The following is an 18,950-nucleotide window of genomic DNA, read 5'->3' as shown; positions in this document are numbered from 1 at the left end:
GGTGCAAGGTTTTTTGCGCATTTTCCCTCTTTTCCTTGCACCTATTATACCATAAAACGCCTTCTATAGCTTGATATATAAGGCTTTTTCTGTTATTCAGTAGACATTAGTTAAACTTTTGACGAGCAAATAAAAGGAACAAAGGATTTTAAAAACAGACTGTAAAGTATGCACAAAAACAGGCTTAAAAATTTGGGAGAGGGGGATTTCCGGCTGTTGCAGAGGTGAAAGTAAAAAAATGAGGAAAAGACACCGTCTCTGACGGCTCTCAGGCGGGCGTCAGAGACGGCAATTCCAAAGCGGCCAGGGGGACGAGAAGCGGGTAAAAACCCGGCAGAAAGCCGCTGGCAGCCTCACAGAGGGCTATCTGGACAGAAAAGACAAATGGCCGATAAAACGGGGCCCGTTGCTTGTCCGCAACAGGCCCCGTGGCAAGGGAAAGGATATATTTTACTTCAGGCTGAGGATCTCGCGGGCCTCGGCGGGAGTAGCGACCTGCTTGCCGAACTCCTCGATGACCCGGCGAGCCCGTTCCACGAACTGCACGTTGCTGTCCGCCAGAACGCCCTTAGAGTACATGACATTGTCCTCCATGCCCACGCGGATGTGGCCGCCCAGGGCCACGGCGCCGTACAGCATGGTCATGGCAGAGTGGCCCACGCCGAAGCAGCTCCAGGTGGAGCCGGGGCACAGGGACTCCATGGTCTCCTTCATGAAAATCAGGTTCTTCATAGAGCCGGGAATGCCGTTGGCGCAACCCATGCAGAACTGGAAGTGCAGGGGCCCCTTGAGTACGCCCTTCTTCAGATAGTACTGGGCGTTGGCGATCATGCCGGGGTCAAAGGCCTCGATCTCAGGCTTTACGCCCCATTCCTGCATATTCTTGCCCAGCTCCTCCAGGAAGGCGGGAGGATTGAGGAACAGGGAGGTGTGCAGCCAGTTCATGGAGCCGCAGTCGTAGGAACCCATCTCGGGGCGCAGCTCCTTCAGGTGGATCTGGCGGGTCTCGTCGGTGGCGTTCAGGTCGCCGGAGGTGGTCATGTTCAGGATGATGTCGCAGTCGGGGTGGTTGGCCCGCAGCAGCTCCACGGTCTGGCGGAACTTCTCCTTGTCCATAGTGCCCTTACCCTGGTCGTCCCGCATGTGCAGGTGGGCGACGGCGGCGCCGGCTTTCCAGCAGGCGTACACGTCCTCGGCGATTTCAGCGGGGGTCATGGGCACGTTGGGATTGTTTTCCTTGGTGGGCCAGGCGCCGGTGGTGGCCACGGTAATAATGGTCTTGTTCTTCAGATCGGCCATGATAACTCAAAGTCCTTTCTCAGTAGGGTGTGGGGGATATGGCGCAAAGCGGCGGGCGACTGCCCGCCGCTTTGCGCTTGGCTGGTGTATAGGGAAGGGAAAGTATTAGGTGGAGACAAAATTACTTGTTGCGGTTGAACAGCTTCTGGATGTACTCCAGGCCGCTGTCGCCGTTGCCCTCGGCCTCGCCGTAGCCGGTGCCGCCGTACTTGTAGGTACGGGTGGGAACGTCCTTCAGCAGCAGGTCCTCGTCGATCTCGGCGCTGCAGCGGGCCATGGAGCCGTCGCCCATGTACCAACGCAGGGGGAAGCAGTTGAAGCGGAACCACACGCCAGCGGGGATCTTGTCCAGGTCGCCGCCCAGGTTCTCAACGCCCACGATGCCATGGCCCAGCATCTCCTTGTGGCAGGGCTCCCAGGTGCCCCAAACGCCGATGTTCTCCAGATCGCCATACATCTCGTCGTAAGCCTTCTGGCCGTAGATGCGGATGTACTCGTCCTTGTCGAACTTGGCATAGGCCTCCTCGCCGAACAGCTCCTTGTACTCCTCGGTGATGGGACGGCCGGTGGCGCCCAGCAGGTTCATGCGGGTCATGCCGTTGTTGCCCATGGCGGTGTGCAGGGGGTGGTCCAGAGCCTGGCTGTCCATGGCCACGCACTTGACCTTGTTCTTGACAAACCACTTACCAGCCTCAACACCGGTGCCGGCGGCATAGTGATAGTAGGCCTTGGAGTCGTCGAACAGGCGGTGCATACCGGTGTTCAGGCAGACAACCTTGCCCTCCAGGTCAGCCTGGTTGATGCCGTACTTCTCGCAGGCGGCGTCCAGGTGCTTGTCGGTGATCAGGCCCCAGGGCTCGATGTCGATCTTCAGCACAACAGCCTGACCGGTGTAGGCGTCGATGGGCATCTCGTCGGAGTAACGGGCCCGGCGGCCGTCGAACTCATACTCCATGACGTGACGGGGAGCGTCGCAGTGAGTGCCGGTGTGCATGGTGCAGGTGATGCGCTGGGTCAGCACGCCGCCCTTGGCCATGGAGTGGGCGCCCACGATGTCGGGCTTATCAAAGTAGGGCCAGCGGGGGATCTCAGCGCCAAAGGGATGGGTCAGGTCAACAAAAACAGTCTTGCCCATGATGGGTTACCTCCTTGATGATAATACAGTGCTTGGAATGGACCGGACAGCTTACTTGCCGTAGAGCATCCGGATCAGGTACTCGTTCAGATCAGCATTGGCCTTGGCAGCCTGCTCGGGGGTCCACTTCTGGAAGCCCTCGCCGGTCTTGAAGCCGATCTTGCCCTCGTTCTTCAGCCGCTCCAGCAGGGGAGAGGGCTTGTGAGAATCCTCCAGGTCCTGGAGGATGTAGTTGTGGATGTTGAAGGTGAGGTCGGTGCCCACCATGTCGGCGTTCTCCATGGGGCCCAGCTGGGGCAGACGGAGACCGAAGGAGTAGCGGACCGCCTCGTCCACGGTGGCGGCATCGGCGATGCCGTTCTCCACAATGGAGATAGCCTCACGCCACAGGGCGTGCTGCATACGGTTGGCGATGAAGCCGGGCACGTCCTTCTTGCACAGCACGGGCTTCTTACCCACGGAGCGAAGCACTTCCATGACGGTCTGAGCCACTTCGTCGGAGGAGGCATCGGATTTCACCACCTCCACCAGGGGAATCAGGTGGCCGGGGTTCCAGAAGTGGGTGCCCACGAAGCGCTCCCGGTGCTTGAGCTCAGCGGAAATCTCGCTGGGGCTCATGACGGAGGAGTTGGTGCAGAAGATGGTGTCCTCAGCGCAGCGGGCCTCCAGCTTGGCGAAGGTCTCCCGCTTGATTTTCATGTCCTCGAACACGGCCTCGATGACGAAGTCGGCGTTCTTGACGATGTCGCTGTCGATGTCGTTGGTGAAGGAGATCCGGGAGAGCCGGTCGGCCAGCTCCTCCTCGGTGAGGACCCCCTTGTCCACCAGCTGCTTGGTGTTGGTACGGATGCCGGCCTCCACGTCGGTGGGGTACAGGTCGTACATGCCCACCTGGAAATCGGGATTGGAGGCGAACACGAAGCCGATGTTCTTACCCATCATGCCCGCGCCGCAGATCAGGATATTTTTAATGGTTTTCATTGGGTTTCGCCGTCCTTTCCGTAACCGGAATCACACCACCAGGTAGCCGCCGGAGCAGTCGCAGTTGCTGCCGGTGATGAAGTTGGAGGCGTCGGAGGACAGGAACAGAGCGTAGCCAACGAAGTCGTCGGGCTCGCCCAGGCGGCCGATGGGCTCACGGTTGAGGAAGTTCTTGTACACGGCGGACTCGGGATCGAACATCCACTCGGTCAGGTCGGAGCGGAACACGGTGGGGCAGATGGAGTTGACGTTGATGTGGTACTTGGCGGACAGGTCGCAGGCCAGGCAGGACACCATCAGGTCGGCGCCGCCCTTGGAGGTGCAGTAACCGGTGTAGCCGGCCATGCCGCGCTTGGAGCGCTGAGAGGTAACGATGACCATCTTGCCGCGCTTGGTGTTGTCGGCCTCGTACTGAGCCACCATCTGATGGGCCACGTACTTGGTGACGATGTACACGCTCTTGCAGTCGGCGTCCATGATGTACTGCCAGTCGGCCACGGACTGATCCAGCACGTTCTGGGGCTTGTTGTAGCCGTGAGACACAGCCAGGATGTCGATGCAGCCGTACTTGGCCACGCAGGCCTTTACCAGAGCGTCCACGTCCTCTTCCTTGGCGGGGTCGGCCACGAAGTAAGCGCAGTCGATGCCCTCGGCCTTGAACTCGTCCTCCAGGGCCTTCAGCTTGGCGTCGTTGCGGCCGGTCATGAAGACCTTGGCGCCGGCGTAGCCGTAAGCCTTGGCCAGCACGCAGCCCAGAGCGCCGGTGGCGCCGGTGACCAGAGCCACCTTGTCCTTCACGGAGAACATATTTTCAACAAAAGACTTCTGAACAGGAACCATGACGATCTTCCTCCTTATAATATGTAAAGCGTTTCAGGAACAAGGGGATGAGCTCAGGCGTTGGGGTAGTTGATGATGACCAGCATCCGGGCGGGGAGGTTGCTCTCGTTCAGCAGGCCGCGGCCCTCGTTGGGGGGGAAGGAGATGGACTCATCCTTGTGGATGACGTACTTCTTGCCGTCCTTGTCGGTGACGGTCATCTCGCCCTCCAGCACGTAGTAGACCTTCTCCAGCGGGTTGTCCTCGTAGGCCCACTCAGCGCCGCCGCCGGGCAGGAAGGTGGACACGCCCACCCAGAACTTCTCGGCACCGGTCTCCTCCTTGCCGTGGATGCGCATCGCCACCATGTTGAAGTGGCCGGCAGCCTCGTAAGACTTCAGTTCTTCCACAGTACGCTTGACCATTTGAAATCCGCTCCTTTTAATAAAATTGGTTGTTAGGACGTCTGGTTGTTTTCTTGCTGACCCTCAGCATTTTGTCTGGTTATAGTGTAGCGAAGGGCTGGTATTTGTGCAATACGTACAATTATGTAAGTAGGTAACTGTGAGGTTCGCACTTACTGAAAAGTAAGTGGCAATTTTTTGTAAAAACCGCCCAACGGGAGTGCACGGGTTTCATATAAAACACACAATAGACCGGCTAGTTTAAATGAAAACTGTGCAGTATGTACAAAAATATTGTGAAAAATTTGGCGCACAGGAAGGGGCTGCGGCAAAGAGCCGCTTGTGGGCGGGGCTGGTGGTATGATATGATAGTAGCCGACCAGATACAGAAACGTGATATGTAAAATCCAGCAAAGAAAGAGGGTACTGTCCGTGTGGAGCGATCATTTTAAAGAGCCTACCAACCCATATCACTATGTGCTGCAGTGTATTGGCGGCAAGTGGAAAATGACCATTCTCCATGAGATACATACCTATGGAAGCATCCGGTTCAACCAGACGCTGAAGGCGCTGCCCATTTCAGAGAAGGTGTTCAGCCAGCAGTTGAAGGAATTGACGGACGCGGGGCTTATCCGCCGGATCTCCTACGATACCATTCCGCCCAAGGTGGAGTATGTGCTCACCCCCAGTGGGGAGGAGCTGATCCCAGCCCTGGACGCGCTGTACATCTGGAGCATCCGTCAGATGGACGAGCAGGGTATCCCCATCGACAGCGACGCCTTTGTGGTCCACAATTCCAGCAAGTATGTGGAAAAGCTCCAGGACATCATGGATGCCAACGACTTTACCCCGGAGCAGAAGCGGAAGGGGCGGACCACAGATAATCGATATTGACGGCCCCGGGCGCGGCGTGTGGAACGCCGCGCCCGTTTTACATTCAAAGCCTAAAGGAACGGGCGGGAGAACGTTGCAATCGACGGCGGATTGGGGTATGATAAGCCCTGAAAGAGAATGATTCCAAAGGAGGCGCCATCTATGCGCGATGGATTTGTGAAAGTGGCGGCGGGCACGCCCAGGATCCGGGTGGCCGACTGCCGGTATAACGCCGAGCAGATCTTTACCATGATGCGGGAGGCCGACAAGCAGGGGGTGAAGGTGTTGGCCCTGCCGGAGCTCTGCCTCACTGGCTACACCTGCGGGGACCTGTTTCTCCAGCCCACCCTGCTGCGGGGGGCTGAGGAGGGCCTGGCCACCATCCTGGAGGCCACCAAAAATCTGGACATGATCACGGCGGTGGGCCTGCCGGTTCGCAGCAAGTGGGATAATAAACTGTATAATTGCGCCGCGGTTATACAGAGCGGAGAGATCCTGGGCCTGGTGCCCAAGACCCACCTGCCCAACTACGGGGAATTTTACGAGCAGCGGTGGTTTGCCCCGGGGGCGGGACTGGATGCCACCATCACCCTGTGCGGCCAGGAGGTCACCCTTTCCGACGGCCACCTCTTTGCCTGTGAGGAGATGCCCAATCTGGTTATCGGAGTAGAGATCTGCGAGGACCTGTGGGCTGCCGAACCCCCTTCCATCCGGGCCGCCCGAGCGGGAGCCACCCTCATCCTGAACCTGTCCGCCTCCAACGAGCTGGTGGGCAAGGCTTCCTACCGCCGGGGCTTGGTATCCGGCCAGAGCGGACGGCTGGTGTGCGGCTATGTGTACGCCGACGCCGGGGAGGGAGAGTCCACCACCGATCTGGTGTTTACCGGCCACAATATCATCGCTGAGAACGGCACCATCCTGGTCGAGCGGCGGTTTGCCACTGGTCTCACCATCAGCGAGATCGATGTAGACCGGCTGGCCTATGAGCGCCAACGGATGACTACCTTCCAGCACGCGGAAGAGGAGACCCTCTGGCGGATTGGCTTCCAGATGCCGGTGGGGGACACCCACCTGACCCGGCCGGTCTCGCCCACTCCATTCGTGCCCCAGGACAAGGACGACCGGGCGGAGCGGTGCGAGGAGATTTTGAAGATCGCCGCTCTGGGCCTGAAAAAGCGGCTGGAGCACACCCACGCCAAAACGGCGGTGGTTGGCCTGTCCGGCGGCCTGGATTCCACCCTGGCCATCCTTATTACCACCATCGCCATGAACCTGCTGGACCGGCCGGCCAGCGACATCATTGCCGTTACCATGCCCTGCTTCGGCACCACTGACCGCACCCGGGACAACGCCGTGGAGCTGGCGGGCCGGCTGGGGGCCACCCTGAAGCGGATCGACATTGGGGAGGCGGTGCGCCAGCACTTCCGGGACATCGGCCAGTCCATGGACAACCATGACGTGACCTTTGAAAACGGTCAGGCCAGAGAACGCACCCAGGTGCTTATGGATATTGCCAACCAGAACGACGGCCTGGTGGTGGGTACCGGGGACCTGTCCGAGCTGGCCCTGGGCTGGGCTACCTATAATGGAGATCATATGTCCATGTACGGGGTCAACGGCTCCATCCCCAAGACCCTGGTGCGCCATCTGGTGAGCTATGTGGCCGGGGACAAGGCGGAGGAGGATCAGGCTTTGTCCGATGTGCTCACCGATATCCTGGACACCCCTGTGTCCCCCGAGCTGCTCCCCGCCATCAATGGGCAGATTGCCCAGAAGACCGAGGATCTGGTGGGGCCCTATGAGCTCCACGACTTCTACCTCTACTACGCCATCCGGTGGGGCTTCTCCCCCCGGAAGGTGCTGCGGTTGGCGGAGCAGGCCTTTGGGCGGGCCTATGACCGGGCCACCCTGCTGAAGTGGCTGAACAACTTCTACCGCCGGTTCTTTGTCCAGCAGTTCAAGCGATCCTGCCTACCCGATGGACCCAAGGTGGGGTCGGTGTCCCTGTCCCCCCGGGGCGATTGGCGGATGCCCTCCGACGCTGTTTCTGCCCTGTGGCTGGAGGAACTGGAGGGGCTGGAATGATGAATATGGTTTTAGCCGCCAATCGCCCGCGAGTGAAAGCGAGCCGCGCCTTTGGCGTGCCCAAGGCTTTTCCGCGACGTGGAAAAGCCTTGCCGCAGGCGGGATTTACTCCCGCCGAGGAAGTAAAAAGAAATGGGGTCCCCATGAAAGTTTGCTTTCATGGGGCTGACTGGCGGATGCCCTCCGACGCTGTTTCTGCCCTGTGGCTGGAGGAACTGGAGGGGCTGAATTGACGTGAACCTATACGTGGATCTGTTCTGGACCTTCGCCAAGATTGGCGTGTGTACCTTTGGCGGAGGATATGCCATGCTGCCCATCCTCCAGCGGGAGCTGGTGGAAAAGCGGGGCTGGGTGGGGGAGGAGGAGCTGTCTGATTACTTTGCCATCGGCCAGTGCACCCCCGGAATCATTGCCGTCAATACCGCCACCTTTGTGGGACACAAGAAGAAAGGCGCCCCCGGCGGGGTGACGGCTACCCTGGGGCTGGTGTTCCCCTGTCTGGTGGTCATCATGCTTATTGCCGCCTTTTTACAAAATTTTGCTGAGCTGCCGGCGGTGGTCCACGCCTTTAACGGGGTGCGGGCCTGCGTGTGTGCCCTCATCCTGTCCAGTGTCCTCAAGCTGCGCAAAAGCACCGTCATGGACCTGCCCACCCTGTGTATTTTTGCGGTGGTGCTGGTGCTGGCGGTGGTGGGAAACTTTGTCCCCTTCCCGGAGGGTACCGCTCTGGCGGCGGTGATGGGCTTTGTGTGCTCCCCCATTGTGCTGGTGGTAGCGGCAGGGGTGGCCGGGCTGTGTATCCGGGCTGCCAAGGGAGGGCTGAACCCGTGATCTATCTTCAGCTCTTTTTCGAGTTCTTCAAGACCGGCCTGTTCGCCATCGGCGGTGGGCTGGCTACCGTACCCTTCCTCACGGACATGGGGGCCCGAACCGGATGGTTTTCCTCTGGCGATCTGGCCAATATGATCGCCATCTCCGAGTCTACCCCCGGCCCTATGGGGGTGAACATGGCCACCTATGTGGGCTTTCACACAGGCGGCATCATCGGAGGGGTCATTGCCACCCTGGGGCTGGTGTGTCCCTCCATTATCGTCATCCTCATCATCGCCGGCTTTTTGAAAAAGTTTCGGGAGAGCCGGGGGGTGGACGGGGTATTTTACGGCATCCGCCCCGCCTCCACCGCTTTGATTGCGGCAGCCCTGGCGGAGGTGTGCGCCATCGCTCTGGTGAATACCGGGGCCACCTTCGGTACGGCGGAGTTTTTCCACTGGAAGGCTATCCTGCTGGCAGTGGTTATTTTCCTCTGCCTCCAGTGCAAGCCCCTGAAGAAACTCCATCCCATTGTCTATATTGCCATTTCGGCGGTCATCGGAGTTCTGTTCCAGTTCTAACGCCGCAAAAATACAGCGGGAGGGCTGTGTAAGCCCTCCCGCTCATGCTAAGGAGAAACAAGATGCGTATTGCCAACCTGGTGTCCGACTCCATCGTGGACGGACCAGGCCTGCGGTTTACAGTCTTTACCCAGGGCTGCCCACATCACTGTCCCGGCTGCCACAACCCGGATACCCACGACCCCGCCGGAGGGCAGGAGATTGCTGTGGAGGAGCTGGCCGGGCGGTTGTTTGCCAATCCCCTCACCGACGGGCTTACCCTGTCCGGTGGGGAGCCCTTCGACCAGGCGGCGGAGTGTGCGGCGCTGGCCCGTCTGGCCCGGGAGAAGGGTTTGAACGTGTGGACCTATACCGGGTATACCTACGAGATCCTGTTGGAAATGCCGGAGGCCCAGGCCCTGCTGGCAGCCACCGACGTACTGGTGGACGGGCCCTTTGTGGAGAACCTGAAGTCCTACGACGCCCTCTTCCGGGGCTCCACCAACCAGCGGCTCATTGACGTGCCCCGGAGCCAGGCCGCCGGGCAGGTGGTTTTGTGGCAGCGGCCCGATCCCCTGGCCCACTTCACCCGGCCAGAATCATAGTAGGGGCGGGGCTCTGTCCCCGCCCGCCTTGGGGCGGGCCGGCGGGCGGCTGATAGCCGCCCCTACAGGGCGCCGTTCTGGTTCAGGCCGGCCCCGGTGCGCAGCCCCAGCAGGAAGGCGTGGGCGGCGGCAAAGGCCACCACCGCCTCCACATCCTTCATAGTCTCCTCCGTCTGATCGCCCAGGCACAGGCTTTCCCGGAACAGATCCCCGTCATCCCGGGGCAGGCCGGACAGATAGGGCTGTATGTAGGAGCGGTAGAGAAATTGTAAAAAGTCATTCATACCCACACATCCAAAACACGAAATTTGATGATGCTATTATATACGAATTATGATAATGTGTCAAGGGGGGAGACGGCGTGGAAATCATTCTGCCCAGCCTGGCGGAGCGGCTCAAGCCGCTGCGCAGGGAAAAGGGAAAGACCCAAAAGGAAATGGCGGACTTTCTGGACGTGACGGAGCGGCATTATCAGAAAATCGAGTATGGCCACATCAATATTTCCGCCACGCTGGTCATCAAGCTGGCCGACTATTTTCAGGTCTCGGCGGACTATTTGCTGGGACGGAAGGACGAGAAGCTGTAGGCTGAGGGATAGAGTGTAAGATGGAAAAGCTCATGGAGCCCTTTGGGAAGCGGTTGAAGGAACTGCGCCGGGAAAAGCATAGGACCCAGGTGGAAATGGCCCGGTTCCTGGGCTGCACAGACCGCCACTATCAGCGGATGGAGTACGGATATATCAACGTGCCCTCTCTGACGCTGATGAAGCTGGCCGATTATTTTCAGGTCTCGGCGGACTATCTGCTGGGCCGGAAGGAAGAGAGAACATGACCATTGCGGAGTTTCAGGCCCGGTGGACGGGCCATGTGCCCAAGGTGCAGGACGTGACCCGGGAGTACGCCGTGCTGGTGCCCCTGGTGGAATGCCCGGAGGGGCCCAGCCTCCTCTTTGAGGTGCGGGCGGAGACCCTGGACCACCAGCCCGGGGAGGTGTGCTTCCCCGGCGGCGGGCTGGAGCCTGGGGAGACCCCGGCCCAGTGCGCCCTGCGGGAGACCTTTGAGGAGCTGTCCGTCCCGCCGGAGGAGATCCAGCTGGTGAACCCCCTGGACCTGGTGGTCCACCCCGGCCGGTTCGTGATGCACCCCTTCCTGGGGGTGATCTCCCAGGCGGGGCTGGCCGCCCTCTCCCCCAGCCGGGCGGAGGTGAAGGAGACCTTCCTGGTGCCGGTGAGCTGGCTGGAGGCCCACCCGGCGGAGGTCTACTCCTATGAGCTCAAGCCCCAGGTGGGGGAGGACTTCCCCTATGACCGCATCGGCTTTCCCCAGGGCTACCGCTGGCGGAGCGGGGAGACCATCGTGCCGGTGTACCCCTGGCCGGGCCACCCCATCTGGGGGCTCACCGGCCGCATCGTCCGCAACCTGATGGAGGGCATGAAGTGAGAGCCCCGGAGCAGCTGGGGCCCTACCGCTATGACCAGTCGGACACCTGTTTTCCCCTGGGGCAGGACAGCCTGGCCCTGGCCGCCTTTGCCACTCTGCGCCGGGGGGACAAGGTGTGCGATCTGGGCTGCGGGGCGGGAGCCCTGCTGCTGCTGCTGGCCGCCCGAGCGGCCCCGCTGGCGCTGACCGGAGTGGAACAGGACCCGGCAGACAGCGCCCTGGCCCGGCACAACCTGGCCCAGAACGGCCTGGCGGGGGAAATTATCACCGGAGACCTCCGGCAGGTGTGCAAAACCCTGCCCGCCGGGGGTTTTTCCCTGGTGGTGGCCAACCCGCCCTATTTCAAGGCGGGCAGCGGGGCGGACGGCGGCTCCGCCCGGACGGAGGAGGCTGCCCTGGAGGACTGGTGCGCCGCCGCCGGGCGGCTGGTGAAAAACGGAGGGCGGTTCGCCCTGGTCCACCGACCGGAGCGGCTGGCGGAGCTCTTCGCCGCCCTTACCACCCACGGGCTGGAGCCCAAGCGGCTGGCCCTGCTCCAGCACCGGGCGGATACCCCGCCCTCCGCCGTGCTGGTGGAGGCGGTGCGCCAGGGCAGGCCGGGGCTGGAGATCCTGCCCGTACAACTGACAGACCGGAGGTAAGGCAATGGCCGGAATTTTATATCTCGTACCCACCCCCATCGGCAATCTGGGGGACATCTCCCAGCGGATGGCGGACACCCTGGCGGCGGTGGACTTCATTGCCGCCGAGGACACCCGGGTGTCTCTGAAGCTGCTCAACCACCTGGGCATCAAAAAGCCCATGGTGTCCTACTACCGCCACAACACCGAGGCGGGAGGCCAGGCGGTGCTGGGCCGTCTGCTGGCCGGGGAGAGCTGCGCTCTGGTCACCGACGCCGGCACCCCAGCGGTGTCCGACCCGGGGGAGGACCTGGTGCGTCTGTGTGCCGCCAGCGGGGTGGAGGTGGTGGCCATCCCCGGCCCCTGTGCCCTGGTCACCGCCCTGTCGGTGTCCGGGTTGCCCACTGGCCGGTTTACCTTTGAAGGCTTTCTGGCCATGAATAAGAAAAACCGCCGGGCCCATCTGGAGGAGCTGGCGGGGGAGCGGCGCACCATGATCTTCTACGAGGCCCCCCACAAGCTGACCGCCACCCTGGCCGACTTGGCTGAGGCTTTTGGACCGGACCGGCGCATCTCTCTATGCCGGGAGCTGACCAAGCTCCATGAGGAGGTGCGCCGCACCACCCTGGGGGAGGCGTCAGCTTGGTATCAGGAAAACCCGCCCCGGGGGGAGTTCGTGCTGGTGGTGGAGGGTGCGACCCAGGAGGATGCCGAACTCCCCACCCTGGAGGAGGCCCTGGAGCGGGTGGAGCGGTTGCGGCAGGAGGGACTGTCCCTGAAGGACGCTTGCCGGCAGGTGGCCAAGGCCACCGGCTTGCCAAAAAATGAGCTGTACGGCCAGGCGGTGGAGCAGAGTCGGGACAGGCTTAATGAGGGGAATTGAATATTACAAAAAGTATAATTTGAACAAGGGTAAGGATTTGTCAATAGGCGAAAAAAATAGTCGCATTTTGCCGGAAAAGGGAAATATGCAGGGGAATTCCCTCAAAATGGTTCTCAAGAGATTTACCTGTGTTAATCGCCTTAATCTTACAAAACAAGGAAAAAAGGGAGACTCCCACCGCGTGGCGCGGTGGGAGTCTCCCTTTTTTCCTGGAGAGCCTTACTTGAGCTGGAGCTCCTGGATGCAATTTTTGCACACGTTTTTCCCTTTAAAGTTTACTACATCTCTTGCATCATCGCAAAAAATACATGCAGGCTGATATTTTTTCAGCACAATGGACGCGCCGTCCACATAGATCTCCAGGGAGTCCTTCTCCGCAATGTCCAGGGTGCGGCGGAGCTCGATGGGGAGTACAATACGGCCCAGCTCATCTACCTTACGTACGATCCCAGTTGACTTCATAAAAGCTACTTCCTTTCCCTATATGTTCCCAATTATTCCCTTCATTAACTAGAAACTGACACAATTATAACATATCGTATTGAACTGTCAACCCATGTCACAGAAACTTCACATATTTTAAATGATATTTGAATATATGCTGGGTATTTTTGGTTGGGAAGCGCCGTATAGATGGCATGTGCCGTTGGAGGAAAATGGAGGAGGGAGAAGTATGGCGATGGCGGCGATCTGGACGGCCATGGTAGTGACGTCGGTGGTGTGCGGTCTGGCCACTGGTAACGGTCAGGCGGTGAGCGGGGCGGCTTTGGAAGGAGCGGCTGCCGCGGTGGAGCTCTGCTTGTCCATGGCGGGAGTGCTCTGCCTGTGGATGGGGGTCATGGAGATCATGAAACGCTCCGGATTGTCGGCCCTGCTGTCCAGGCTGCTGGCCCCCTTGCTGGGGAAGCTCTACCCCTCCTTCGCGGGGGATCGGAAGGTGATGGACTGTGTCTCCGCTAACGTATCGGCCAATCTGCTGGGACTGGGCAACGCCGCTACCCCCCTGGGCCTTCAGGCCGCCCGGGAGATGAGCCGCCGCAGCCCCGGCGTGGCCTCGGACGAGCTGTGCATGCTGGTGGTGTGCAACACCGCCTCCATTCAGCTCATCCCCACCACCGTAGCGGGAGTGCGGATGGCCGCGGGCTGTGGAACGCCTTTCGACATTCTGCCGGCGGTGTGGCTGGCCTCCCTGCTGTCGGTGACAGTAGGGATAGCCGCAGCAAAGCTCATGGCCCGGATCTGGAGGGGTTGAAGGTGTTTGTGACCATGCTTGTGCCCTTTATCCTGGGGGGCGTGGCCCTGCTGGGCATGGCCCGGGGCGTGGATGTGTACAGCGCCCTGCTGGCTGGCGCGGAGGAGGGGCTGGGCGTGCTGATCCGCATCGTTCCAGCCCTGGTGGGGCTGCTGACGGCGGTGTATATGCTTCGCGCCTCCGGGGCCCTGGAGCTGGCGGCCCAGGCTCTGGCCCCGGTGTTATCTGCCCTGGGCATCCCGCCGGAGACAGTGGCCCTGCTGCTGGTGCGCCCGGTGAGCGGTTCCGCTGCTCTGGGAGTGGGGGCGGAGCTCATTTCCACTTACGGGCCGGACTCTCTGGTGGGGCGCACCGCCGCCGTCATGCTGGGATCTACCGAGACCACCTTTTATACTGTTGCGGTGTACTTCGGGGCAGCGGGCATCGTCAAGACCCGCTATGCCATCCCCGCTGCCTTGTGTGCCGATCTGGCCGGGTTTATTGGGGCGGCCTGGGCGGTGCGGGTCATTTTTTATGGAGGATAGAGGGAGGAGCGGAGCGTGAAAAGTGGAGGTAGAAGCCCGGCGTTTTCGTGCCAGACAAAAAATGGGCCTGCTGCATTGGCAGCAGGCCCATTTTTCACAGGGAAAAATCCTCGTCCTTCAATTTGTCCAGATCCAGGGTCACCGGCGGGGTGGGGACCCGCTTGAGAGGGTCGTACTTGAAGGCCCGGCAGCTCTCCCCGGGGGAGACCACGCCCTTTTTTACGCAGAGGATCTGGTCCTCGTCCAGCTTGGTCCCCCGCTGGCAGTACATACAGCGGGGCTCGATGTCTTTTTGGAACAACATGGTATCCCTCCTGTCCTCTCGTGAGGAACGGAACATCAAATTCAGCATCCTGTATTATAACACGCTCCGCCGGCTTTTTCCAGGCTTTTTTCGGGCGCCCAGGGCGGCGGCCAGGAGAAAGCCTACAAAAATCAGCCAGGCGGACAGAATCGAGACGGTAAGGGCCCCGTGGAATTCCATACCCGCAATGCCCGCCACCTGGTCAGCCAGGTAGTTGGACACTGGAGCGGTGAGGGGGAAGAGCTTGAGCAGCGTACCGATGAACAGGGCGGACAGACCGCCGTGGAGAAGTTTGCCCACCAGGTAGGTGCCCGGGGACAGGCCGCTGTCTCCGATGAAGGAGAGCACCTGGCAGTGGACTGAGATCCCCGCCCACCCCAGCATGAAGGCGGCCATGGTGAGCCGGCCGCTGAGGGTGGCCCCCTCCGTCAGGGTGGATACCCCGGATGATACCTCCAGCATGCCGGTGAGCAACCGTTGGGCCCACTCAGGGGTCATGCCAAAGGGGGCCAACAGAGTGCCCACGGCCTGGGCCAGACCGGGAAGAAAGCCGGAACGGATGAGCAATTGGATGACCACCGTGAAAAACACCACAAAGGCGCAGATGTTCAGGGTGGACAGGAAGGCGCTTTTCACTGAGCCGGTAAAGGCCGCCGACAGGCGCTTGGCCTGAAACCGGGGCGCGGATCTGTGCGCTCCGGTATCCTCTCCTGCCTTATAAAAGCGGAAGAGCAGTCCCACACACACCGAAGCCAGGGCATGGGCCAGGTAGAGGGTTACCCCCACCGCGCTGCTGGCGAAAATACCCGCGCCCACCACGCCCAGGATAAAAGCGGGACCGGAATTGTTGCAAAAGGCCAGAAGCCGTTCCGCCTCGGTGCGGGAGCACATGCCCCGCTCATAGAGGCTGATGGCGGTCTTGGCTCCCACCGGGTAGCCCCCGATGAAGCCCAGGGCGAAGGCGGAGGCGCATGCGCCCCCTACGTGAAACAGGGGCCGCATGATCCCTTCCAGCAGCCGCCCCAGATAGTCCGCCAGCCCCAGTTCCACCACCAGGGAGGACAAAACGAAAAAGGGGAAGAGGGATGGGATGATCACGTTGTAACACAGCTGGAGTCCGCTCCGGGCGGCATCCATGGCGGGCTTGGGGTAGAACAGCAGGGCCAGAGTGGCGCACAGCAGCGCCAGACCCAGTAAAAAGTCGCGGATCGCCGCCCTGGCCAGCAGACGGGACATGGCACACACCTCCTTCACAGATGGGTATGCGGCGGAGGAGGAAAGGTTGCCTGTCCGGGGGAAATATGGAATACCCCAAAAAGCCCCGGGCAGGCTGGGCCTGTCCGGGGCGGAGCGTCAGGAGAGGTCACGGGGAACGGGGTGGGCCAGCCGTTTGTGGAGGTCCCGGCGAAGAAGGGTGTACAGGATAGAGGCGATGGGCACGCTGATGAGGATACCCACCAGTCCCAGCAGGCTGCCTCCCACCGTGACGGCGGCCAGAACCCATAGCCCGGGCAGGCCCAGGGAGGAGCCCACCACCCGGGGATAGATCACGTTGCCCTCGATCTGCTGGAGCACTGCCAGGAAGAGCAGGAAGATCAGAGCTTTCAGGGGGGAGACCATCAACAGCAGGACGGCGGAGAGGATGGCTCCGATATAGGCGCCTGCCACCGGCACCAGGGCGGAGGCTCCCACGGTGACCCCGATGAGGGGAGCGTAGTCGGCCTGGATGAACAGCATCCCTGCCGAGACCAGAGAACCCAGGATGCAGGCCTCGATAAGCTGGCCGGTGACGAATTTGGTGAAGGTAGCGGCGGTAAGCTCCAATACGGAGGAGAGGGGACCGGCCACCCGCACGGGCATATAGGCCTTCATCAGCCGGCGGCACTGGGCCAGCAATTTGTCCCAGCCGGAGAGCATATAGATGGAAAACACCAGGGATAGCACGCCGGTCACCAGAATGGACACGATGCTGGTGGTGAGTTCAATGAGCTGTGGACCCAGGCCGGACAGGAAGGTGAGGGCCTGATCCAGCAGCTTTCGGAGGGTGTCGTTCAGAGAGGACAGGTCCAGCTGCTCCATATCCAGATGGAAGTAGGCCAGCAGAGCGTTGATGGAGTCCTGGGCGTTGGAGATGTAGCCGCTCAGGTTGAGGATAAAGGTCTGGATGCTCTCCACCAGCTTGGGCACCACAAAGGAAAAGACGGCTACGATCAGGAGAATGAGCACCAGATAGGAAGTGACCACCGCCAGAGGCCGGGCGGCTCCCTTGAGCCTGGTGCTGTCCAGGCCCCGGCTGTACAGCCGCTGAAAGAACTGACAGGGACGGTTCAGGATGAAGGCCAGGCAAAAGCCGATGATCAGGGGGCGAAACACCGCCAGAAGGTACTTCAGGGTCCCCGTTACCACGTCAAGCCGGGCCAGAACCATGACCAGCAGCACCGAATAGGTAATGATGAGCAGAATGGATTTCAAAAGTTTTTTGTCCATAGTAGACCTCAATCTTTTGTAGCATAGATTGGTATCACTATAGCATCCCGGGCCTCTGCCGTCAACGGGAAAGGGGACGGTTTGTAGGGCGACGGGCCAAAAGAGGTAGGAGGAGAAAAAACCAGAGATATCTCTTGACAAAGGTGGGAAGCCGCCGTATAATCTAGTAAACAGATAGGAAATAAGGGGATTGAAAGGAGCGATGTCAAATGTCCCGCCACATGATCTATGCTGACCACGCGGCTACCACCGCGGTTACCGATACGGCCTTGAAGGCCATGCTGCCCCACTTCACCACTGCCTATGGCAATCCCTCCAGCCTGTACCGCTTTGCCCAGGAGGGCAAGAGCGATCTGGAGATGGCCAGAGCCCAGGTGGCCGCCTGTCTCAACGCCAAGGCGGAGGAGATCTACTTCACCTCCGGCGGCACTGAGGCGGACAACTGGGCCCTCCGAGGGGTGGCCCAGCTGATGGCCCTGAAGGGAAAGCGGACCGGCCATATCATCACCTCCGCCATAGAGCACCACGCCGTCCTCCATACTGCCCAGTACCTGGAGAAGCAGGGCTGGTCCATCACCTACCTGCCGGTGGATGGGGACGGCCTGGTGGACCCGGCGGCGGTGGAGACGGCCATCCGGCCAGATACCATCCTGATCTCTGTCATGGCCGCAAACAATGAGATCGGCACCATTCAGCCCATTGCTGAGATCGGGGCCATTGCCCGGGCTCATCAGATCCTCTTCCACACCGACGCGGTCCAGGCGGTGGGACACATCCCTGTGGATGTGGAGGCCTGGAACGTGGATCTGCTCTCCCTGTCTGGTCACAAGTTTGGCGGTCCCAAGGGGATCGGCGCCCTGTACGTGAAAAAGTCCCTGCGGCTCCCCGCCCTCATTCAGGGAGGCGGCCAGGAGAAGGGCCGCCGGTCCGGAACTGAGAATGTGCCCGGGGCGGTGGGTATGGCCGCTGCCCTGAAGGAGGCGGTGGAGCATATGCCGGAGGAATCCGCCCGGCTGGCCGCCCTGCGGGACAAGCTCATCGCCGGTCTGGAGGGCCTGCCCTATACCCGACTCACCGGACACCGGGAGAAACGGCTTCCCGGCACTGCCTCCTTTGTCTTTGAGGGGGTGGAGGGAGAGGCCCTGCTGCTCCATCTGGACGCCAGGGGCATCTGCGCCTCCTCCGGCTCGGCCTGTTCCTCGGCCTCTCTGGACCCCTCCCACGTACTGCTGGCCATCGGTCTGCCCCACGCCGTTGCCCACGGTTCCCTCCGCCTCTCTTTGGGGAGGGACAATACCCAGGCCGATGTGGATGCTATGCTGAACGAGATCCCCGACGTAGTGGCCTATCTTCGGGAAATGTCCCCGGTATGGGATAGGGACGCCGAGAAACCTACCTGGGAACTGTAATTTGGAAGGAGAATATCACATGTTGTATTCTGACAAGGTCATGGACCATTTTGAGCACCCCCGGAACGTGGGGGAGATCGCCGACGCTGATGGGGTGGGCCAGGTGGGCAACCCCAAGTGTGGGGATATTATGAAGATGTACCTGAAGATCGACGGGGATGTGATCTCCGACGTAAAGTTCAAGACCTTTGGCTGTGGTTCCGCCATCGCCACCTCCTCCATGGCCACTGAGATGATCAAGGGCAAGACCATCGGGGAGGCTATGGAGCTCACCAACGCCGCGGTGGCAGAGGCCCTGGACGGCCTGCCCGCCTATAAGATGCATTGTTCGGTGCTGGCGGAGGAGGCCATCAAGGCAGCCCTGGCCGACTACTACCGCCGCAAGGGGGAGGCGGTGCCGGAGGCCCTCCGTTTGCCCTGCGATGAGGGTGACCACTGTTGTGCCTGCCACTAAGGGCACA

The 18,950-nt window shown here is 60.8% G+C and carries 25 protein-coding genes; 15 read left to right on the top strand and 10 right to left on the bottom strand.

Going from position 1 to position 18,950, the window contains the following annotated elements:
* Positions 1 to 450: 450 nt before the first annotated feature.
* The 5 genes from H6B51_RS08395 to H6B51_RS08375 all read right to left on the bottom strand — a co-directional run bounded on the left by H6B51_RS08395 (position 451) and on the right by H6B51_RS08375 (position 4,659).
* The gene (locus H6B51_RS08395) at positions 451 to 1,299 is read right to left on the bottom strand and encodes a beta-keto acid cleavage family enzyme (protein WP_335342128.1); all 849 of its coding nucleotides are present in this window, start codon (positions 1,297 to 1,299) and stop codon (positions 451 to 453) included.
* 121 nt (positions 1,300 to 1,420) lie between these two features.
* On the bottom strand, positions 1,421 to 2,434 hold the full coding sequence (locus tag H6B51_RS08390) for a cyclase family protein (RefSeq protein WP_204883251.1): 1,014 nt from the start codon (positions 2,432 to 2,434) through the stop codon (positions 1,421 to 1,423).
* Positions 2,435 to 2,485: 51 nt separating this feature from the next.
* Positions 2,486 to 3,415, bottom strand: coding sequence for a 3-hydroxyacyl-CoA dehydrogenase family protein (locus H6B51_RS08385; protein ID WP_204883250.1), 930 nt, complete (start codon positions 3,413 to 3,415; stop codon positions 2,486 to 2,488).
* A 30-nt stretch (positions 3,416 to 3,445) separates the two neighbouring features.
* Complete coding sequence (locus tag H6B51_RS08380; protein WP_204883249.1) at positions 3,446 to 4,255, bottom strand: SDR family NAD(P)-dependent oxidoreductase; 810 nt, start codon at positions 4,253 to 4,255, stop codon at positions 3,446 to 3,448.
* Positions 4,256 to 4,308: 53 nt separating this feature from the next.
* Entirely contained in the window at positions 4,309 to 4,659 is a 351-nt protein-coding gene (locus tag H6B51_RS08375) for a cupin domain-containing protein (protein ID WP_204883248.1), read from the bottom strand.
* 411 nt (positions 4,660 to 5,070) lie between these two features.
* Here H6B51_RS08375 and H6B51_RS08370 point away from each other — a divergent pair, with 411 nt between their 5' ends.
* The 6 genes from H6B51_RS08370 to nrdG all read left to right on the top strand — a co-directional run bounded on the left by H6B51_RS08370 (position 5,071) and on the right by nrdG (position 9,571).
* Positions 5,071 to 5,532, top strand: coding sequence for a winged helix-turn-helix transcriptional regulator (locus H6B51_RS08370; RefSeq protein ID WP_204883247.1), 462 nt, complete (start codon positions 5,071 to 5,073; stop codon positions 5,530 to 5,532).
* A 141-nt stretch (positions 5,533 to 5,673) separates the two neighbouring features.
* Positions 5,674 to 7,596: an NAD(+) synthase gene (locus tag H6B51_RS08365; protein ID WP_204883246.1), complete on the top strand. Its 1,923-nt coding sequence runs from the start codon at positions 5,674 to 5,676 to the stop codon at positions 7,594 to 7,596.
* Complete coding sequence (locus H6B51_RS08360) at positions 7,593 to 7,829, top strand: hypothetical protein (protein WP_204883245.1); 237 nt, start codon at positions 7,593 to 7,595, stop codon at positions 7,827 to 7,829. The genes H6B51_RS08365 and H6B51_RS08360 overlap by 4 nt, the downstream gene beginning before the upstream one ends.
* Before the next feature lies 1 nt (position 7,830).
* Positions 7,831 to 8,427: a chromate transporter gene (locus H6B51_RS08355; protein ID WP_204883244.1), complete on the top strand. Its 597-nt coding sequence runs from the start codon at positions 7,831 to 7,833 to the stop codon at positions 8,425 to 8,427.
* Positions 8,424 to 8,987 (top strand): chromate transporter, encoded by a 564-nt coding sequence (locus H6B51_RS08350; protein ID WP_204883243.1) that lies wholly within the window; start codon positions 8,424 to 8,426, stop codon positions 8,985 to 8,987. Before H6B51_RS08355 ends, H6B51_RS08350 begins: the two co-directional genes overlap by 4 nt.
* 62 nt (positions 8,988 to 9,049) lie before the next feature.
* Positions 9,050 to 9,571 (top strand): anaerobic ribonucleoside-triphosphate reductase activating protein, encoded by a 522-nt coding sequence (gene nrdG, locus H6B51_RS08345; protein WP_204883242.1) that lies wholly within the window; start codon positions 9,050 to 9,052, stop codon positions 9,569 to 9,571.
* A gap of 62 nt (positions 9,572 to 9,633) precedes the next feature.
* Here the strand turns inward: nrdG and H6B51_RS08340 are convergent, their stop codons facing one another.
* The gene (locus H6B51_RS08340; protein ID WP_204883241.1) at positions 9,634 to 9,855 is read right to left on the bottom strand and encodes a hypothetical protein; all 222 of its coding nucleotides are present in this window, start codon (positions 9,853 to 9,855) and stop codon (positions 9,634 to 9,636) included.
* A gap of 77 nt (positions 9,856 to 9,932) precedes the next feature.
* Here H6B51_RS08340 and H6B51_RS08335 point away from each other — a divergent pair, with 77 nt between their 5' ends.
* From H6B51_RS08335 to rsmI, 5 genes are read left to right on the top strand one after another with little or no spacing between them, the layout of a single operon-like run.
* On the top strand, positions 9,933 to 10,157 hold the full coding sequence (locus H6B51_RS08335) for a helix-turn-helix domain-containing protein (protein ID WP_204883240.1): 225 nt from the start codon (positions 9,933 to 9,935) through the stop codon (positions 10,155 to 10,157).
* 20 nt (positions 10,158 to 10,177) lie between these two features.
* Positions 10,178 to 10,402: a helix-turn-helix domain-containing protein gene (locus tag H6B51_RS08330; RefSeq protein WP_204883239.1), complete on the top strand. Its 225-nt coding sequence runs from the start codon at positions 10,178 to 10,180 to the stop codon at positions 10,400 to 10,402.
* On the top strand, positions 10,399 to 11,010 hold the full coding sequence (locus H6B51_RS08325) for an NUDIX hydrolase (protein ID WP_204883238.1): 612 nt from the start codon (positions 10,399 to 10,401) through the stop codon (positions 11,008 to 11,010). The genes H6B51_RS08330 and H6B51_RS08325 overlap by 4 nt, the downstream gene beginning before the upstream one ends.
* A complete protein-coding gene (locus H6B51_RS08320; RefSeq protein ID WP_204883237.1) occupies positions 11,007 to 11,651 on the top strand; it encodes a tRNA1(Val) (adenine(37)-N6)-methyltransferase in 645 nt (214 codons plus the stop codon). Before H6B51_RS08325 ends, H6B51_RS08320 begins: the two co-directional genes overlap by 4 nt.
* Positions 11,652 to 11,655: 4 nt before the next feature.
* Entirely contained in the window at positions 11,656 to 12,513 is an 858-nt protein-coding gene (rsmI, locus tag H6B51_RS08315; protein WP_204883236.1) for a 16S rRNA (cytidine(1402)-2'-O)-methyltransferase, read from the top strand.
* Positions 12,514 to 12,732: 219 nt separating this feature from the next.
* Here the strand turns inward: rsmI and H6B51_RS08310 are convergent, their stop codons facing one another.
* On the bottom strand, positions 12,733 to 12,975 hold the full coding sequence (locus H6B51_RS08310; RefSeq protein ID WP_204883235.1) for an AbrB/MazE/SpoVT family DNA-binding domain-containing protein: 243 nt from the start codon (positions 12,973 to 12,975) through the stop codon (positions 12,733 to 12,735).
* 211 nt (positions 12,976 to 13,186) lie between these two features.
* On the opposite strand from H6B51_RS08310, the gene H6B51_RS08305 reads away from it, so the two are divergent.
* A complete protein-coding gene (locus H6B51_RS08305; protein ID WP_204883234.1) occupies positions 13,187 to 13,765 on the top strand; it encodes a spore maturation protein A in 579 nt (192 codons plus the stop codon).
* A complete protein-coding gene (locus H6B51_RS08300; protein WP_243421196.1) occupies positions 13,762 to 14,289 on the top strand; it encodes a spore maturation protein in 528 nt (175 codons plus the stop codon). The genes H6B51_RS08305 and H6B51_RS08300 overlap by 4 nt, the downstream gene beginning before the upstream one ends.
* Positions 14,290 to 14,383: 94 nt before the next feature.
* Here H6B51_RS08300 and H6B51_RS08295 read toward each other — a convergent pair whose 3' ends face one another.
* From H6B51_RS08295 to H6B51_RS08285, 3 genes are all read right to left on the bottom strand, one after another.
* Positions 14,384 to 14,593 (bottom strand): hypothetical protein, encoded by a 210-nt coding sequence (locus H6B51_RS08295; RefSeq protein ID WP_204883233.1) that lies wholly within the window; start codon positions 14,591 to 14,593, stop codon positions 14,384 to 14,386.
* A gap of 54 nt (positions 14,594 to 14,647) precedes the next feature.
* Positions 14,648 to 15,829 (bottom strand): nucleoside recognition domain-containing protein, encoded by a 1,182-nt coding sequence (locus H6B51_RS08290; protein WP_204883232.1) that lies wholly within the window; start codon positions 15,827 to 15,829, stop codon positions 14,648 to 14,650.
* A 117-nt stretch (positions 15,830 to 15,946) separates the two neighbouring features.
* On the bottom strand, positions 15,947 to 17,080 hold the full coding sequence (locus tag H6B51_RS08285) for an AI-2E family transporter (RefSeq protein WP_204883231.1): 1,134 nt from the start codon (positions 17,078 to 17,080) through the stop codon (positions 15,947 to 15,949).
* 209 nt (positions 17,081 to 17,289) lie between these two features.
* Here H6B51_RS08285 and nifS point away from each other — a divergent pair, with 209 nt between their 5' ends.
* Entirely contained in the window at positions 17,290 to 18,489 is a 1,200-nt protein-coding gene (nifS, locus tag H6B51_RS08280; protein WP_204883230.1) for a cysteine desulfurase NifS, read from the top strand.
* A 19-nt stretch (positions 18,490 to 18,508) separates the two neighbouring features.
* Positions 18,509 to 18,943, top strand: coding sequence for a Fe-S cluster assembly scaffold protein NifU (gene nifU, locus H6B51_RS08275; protein WP_204883229.1), 435 nt, complete (start codon positions 18,509 to 18,511; stop codon positions 18,941 to 18,943).
* The last annotated feature ends 7 nt before the right edge of the window (positions 18,944 to 18,950 follow it).

The sequence above is a fragment of the Pseudoflavonifractor phocaeensis genome (genome assembly GCF_016901955.1).
Classification (GTDB): Bacteria; Bacillota; Clostridia; order Oscillospirales; family Oscillospiraceae; genus Flavonifractor; species Flavonifractor phocaeensis_A.
This window is presented reverse-complemented; position numbering and strand designations above follow the sequence as displayed.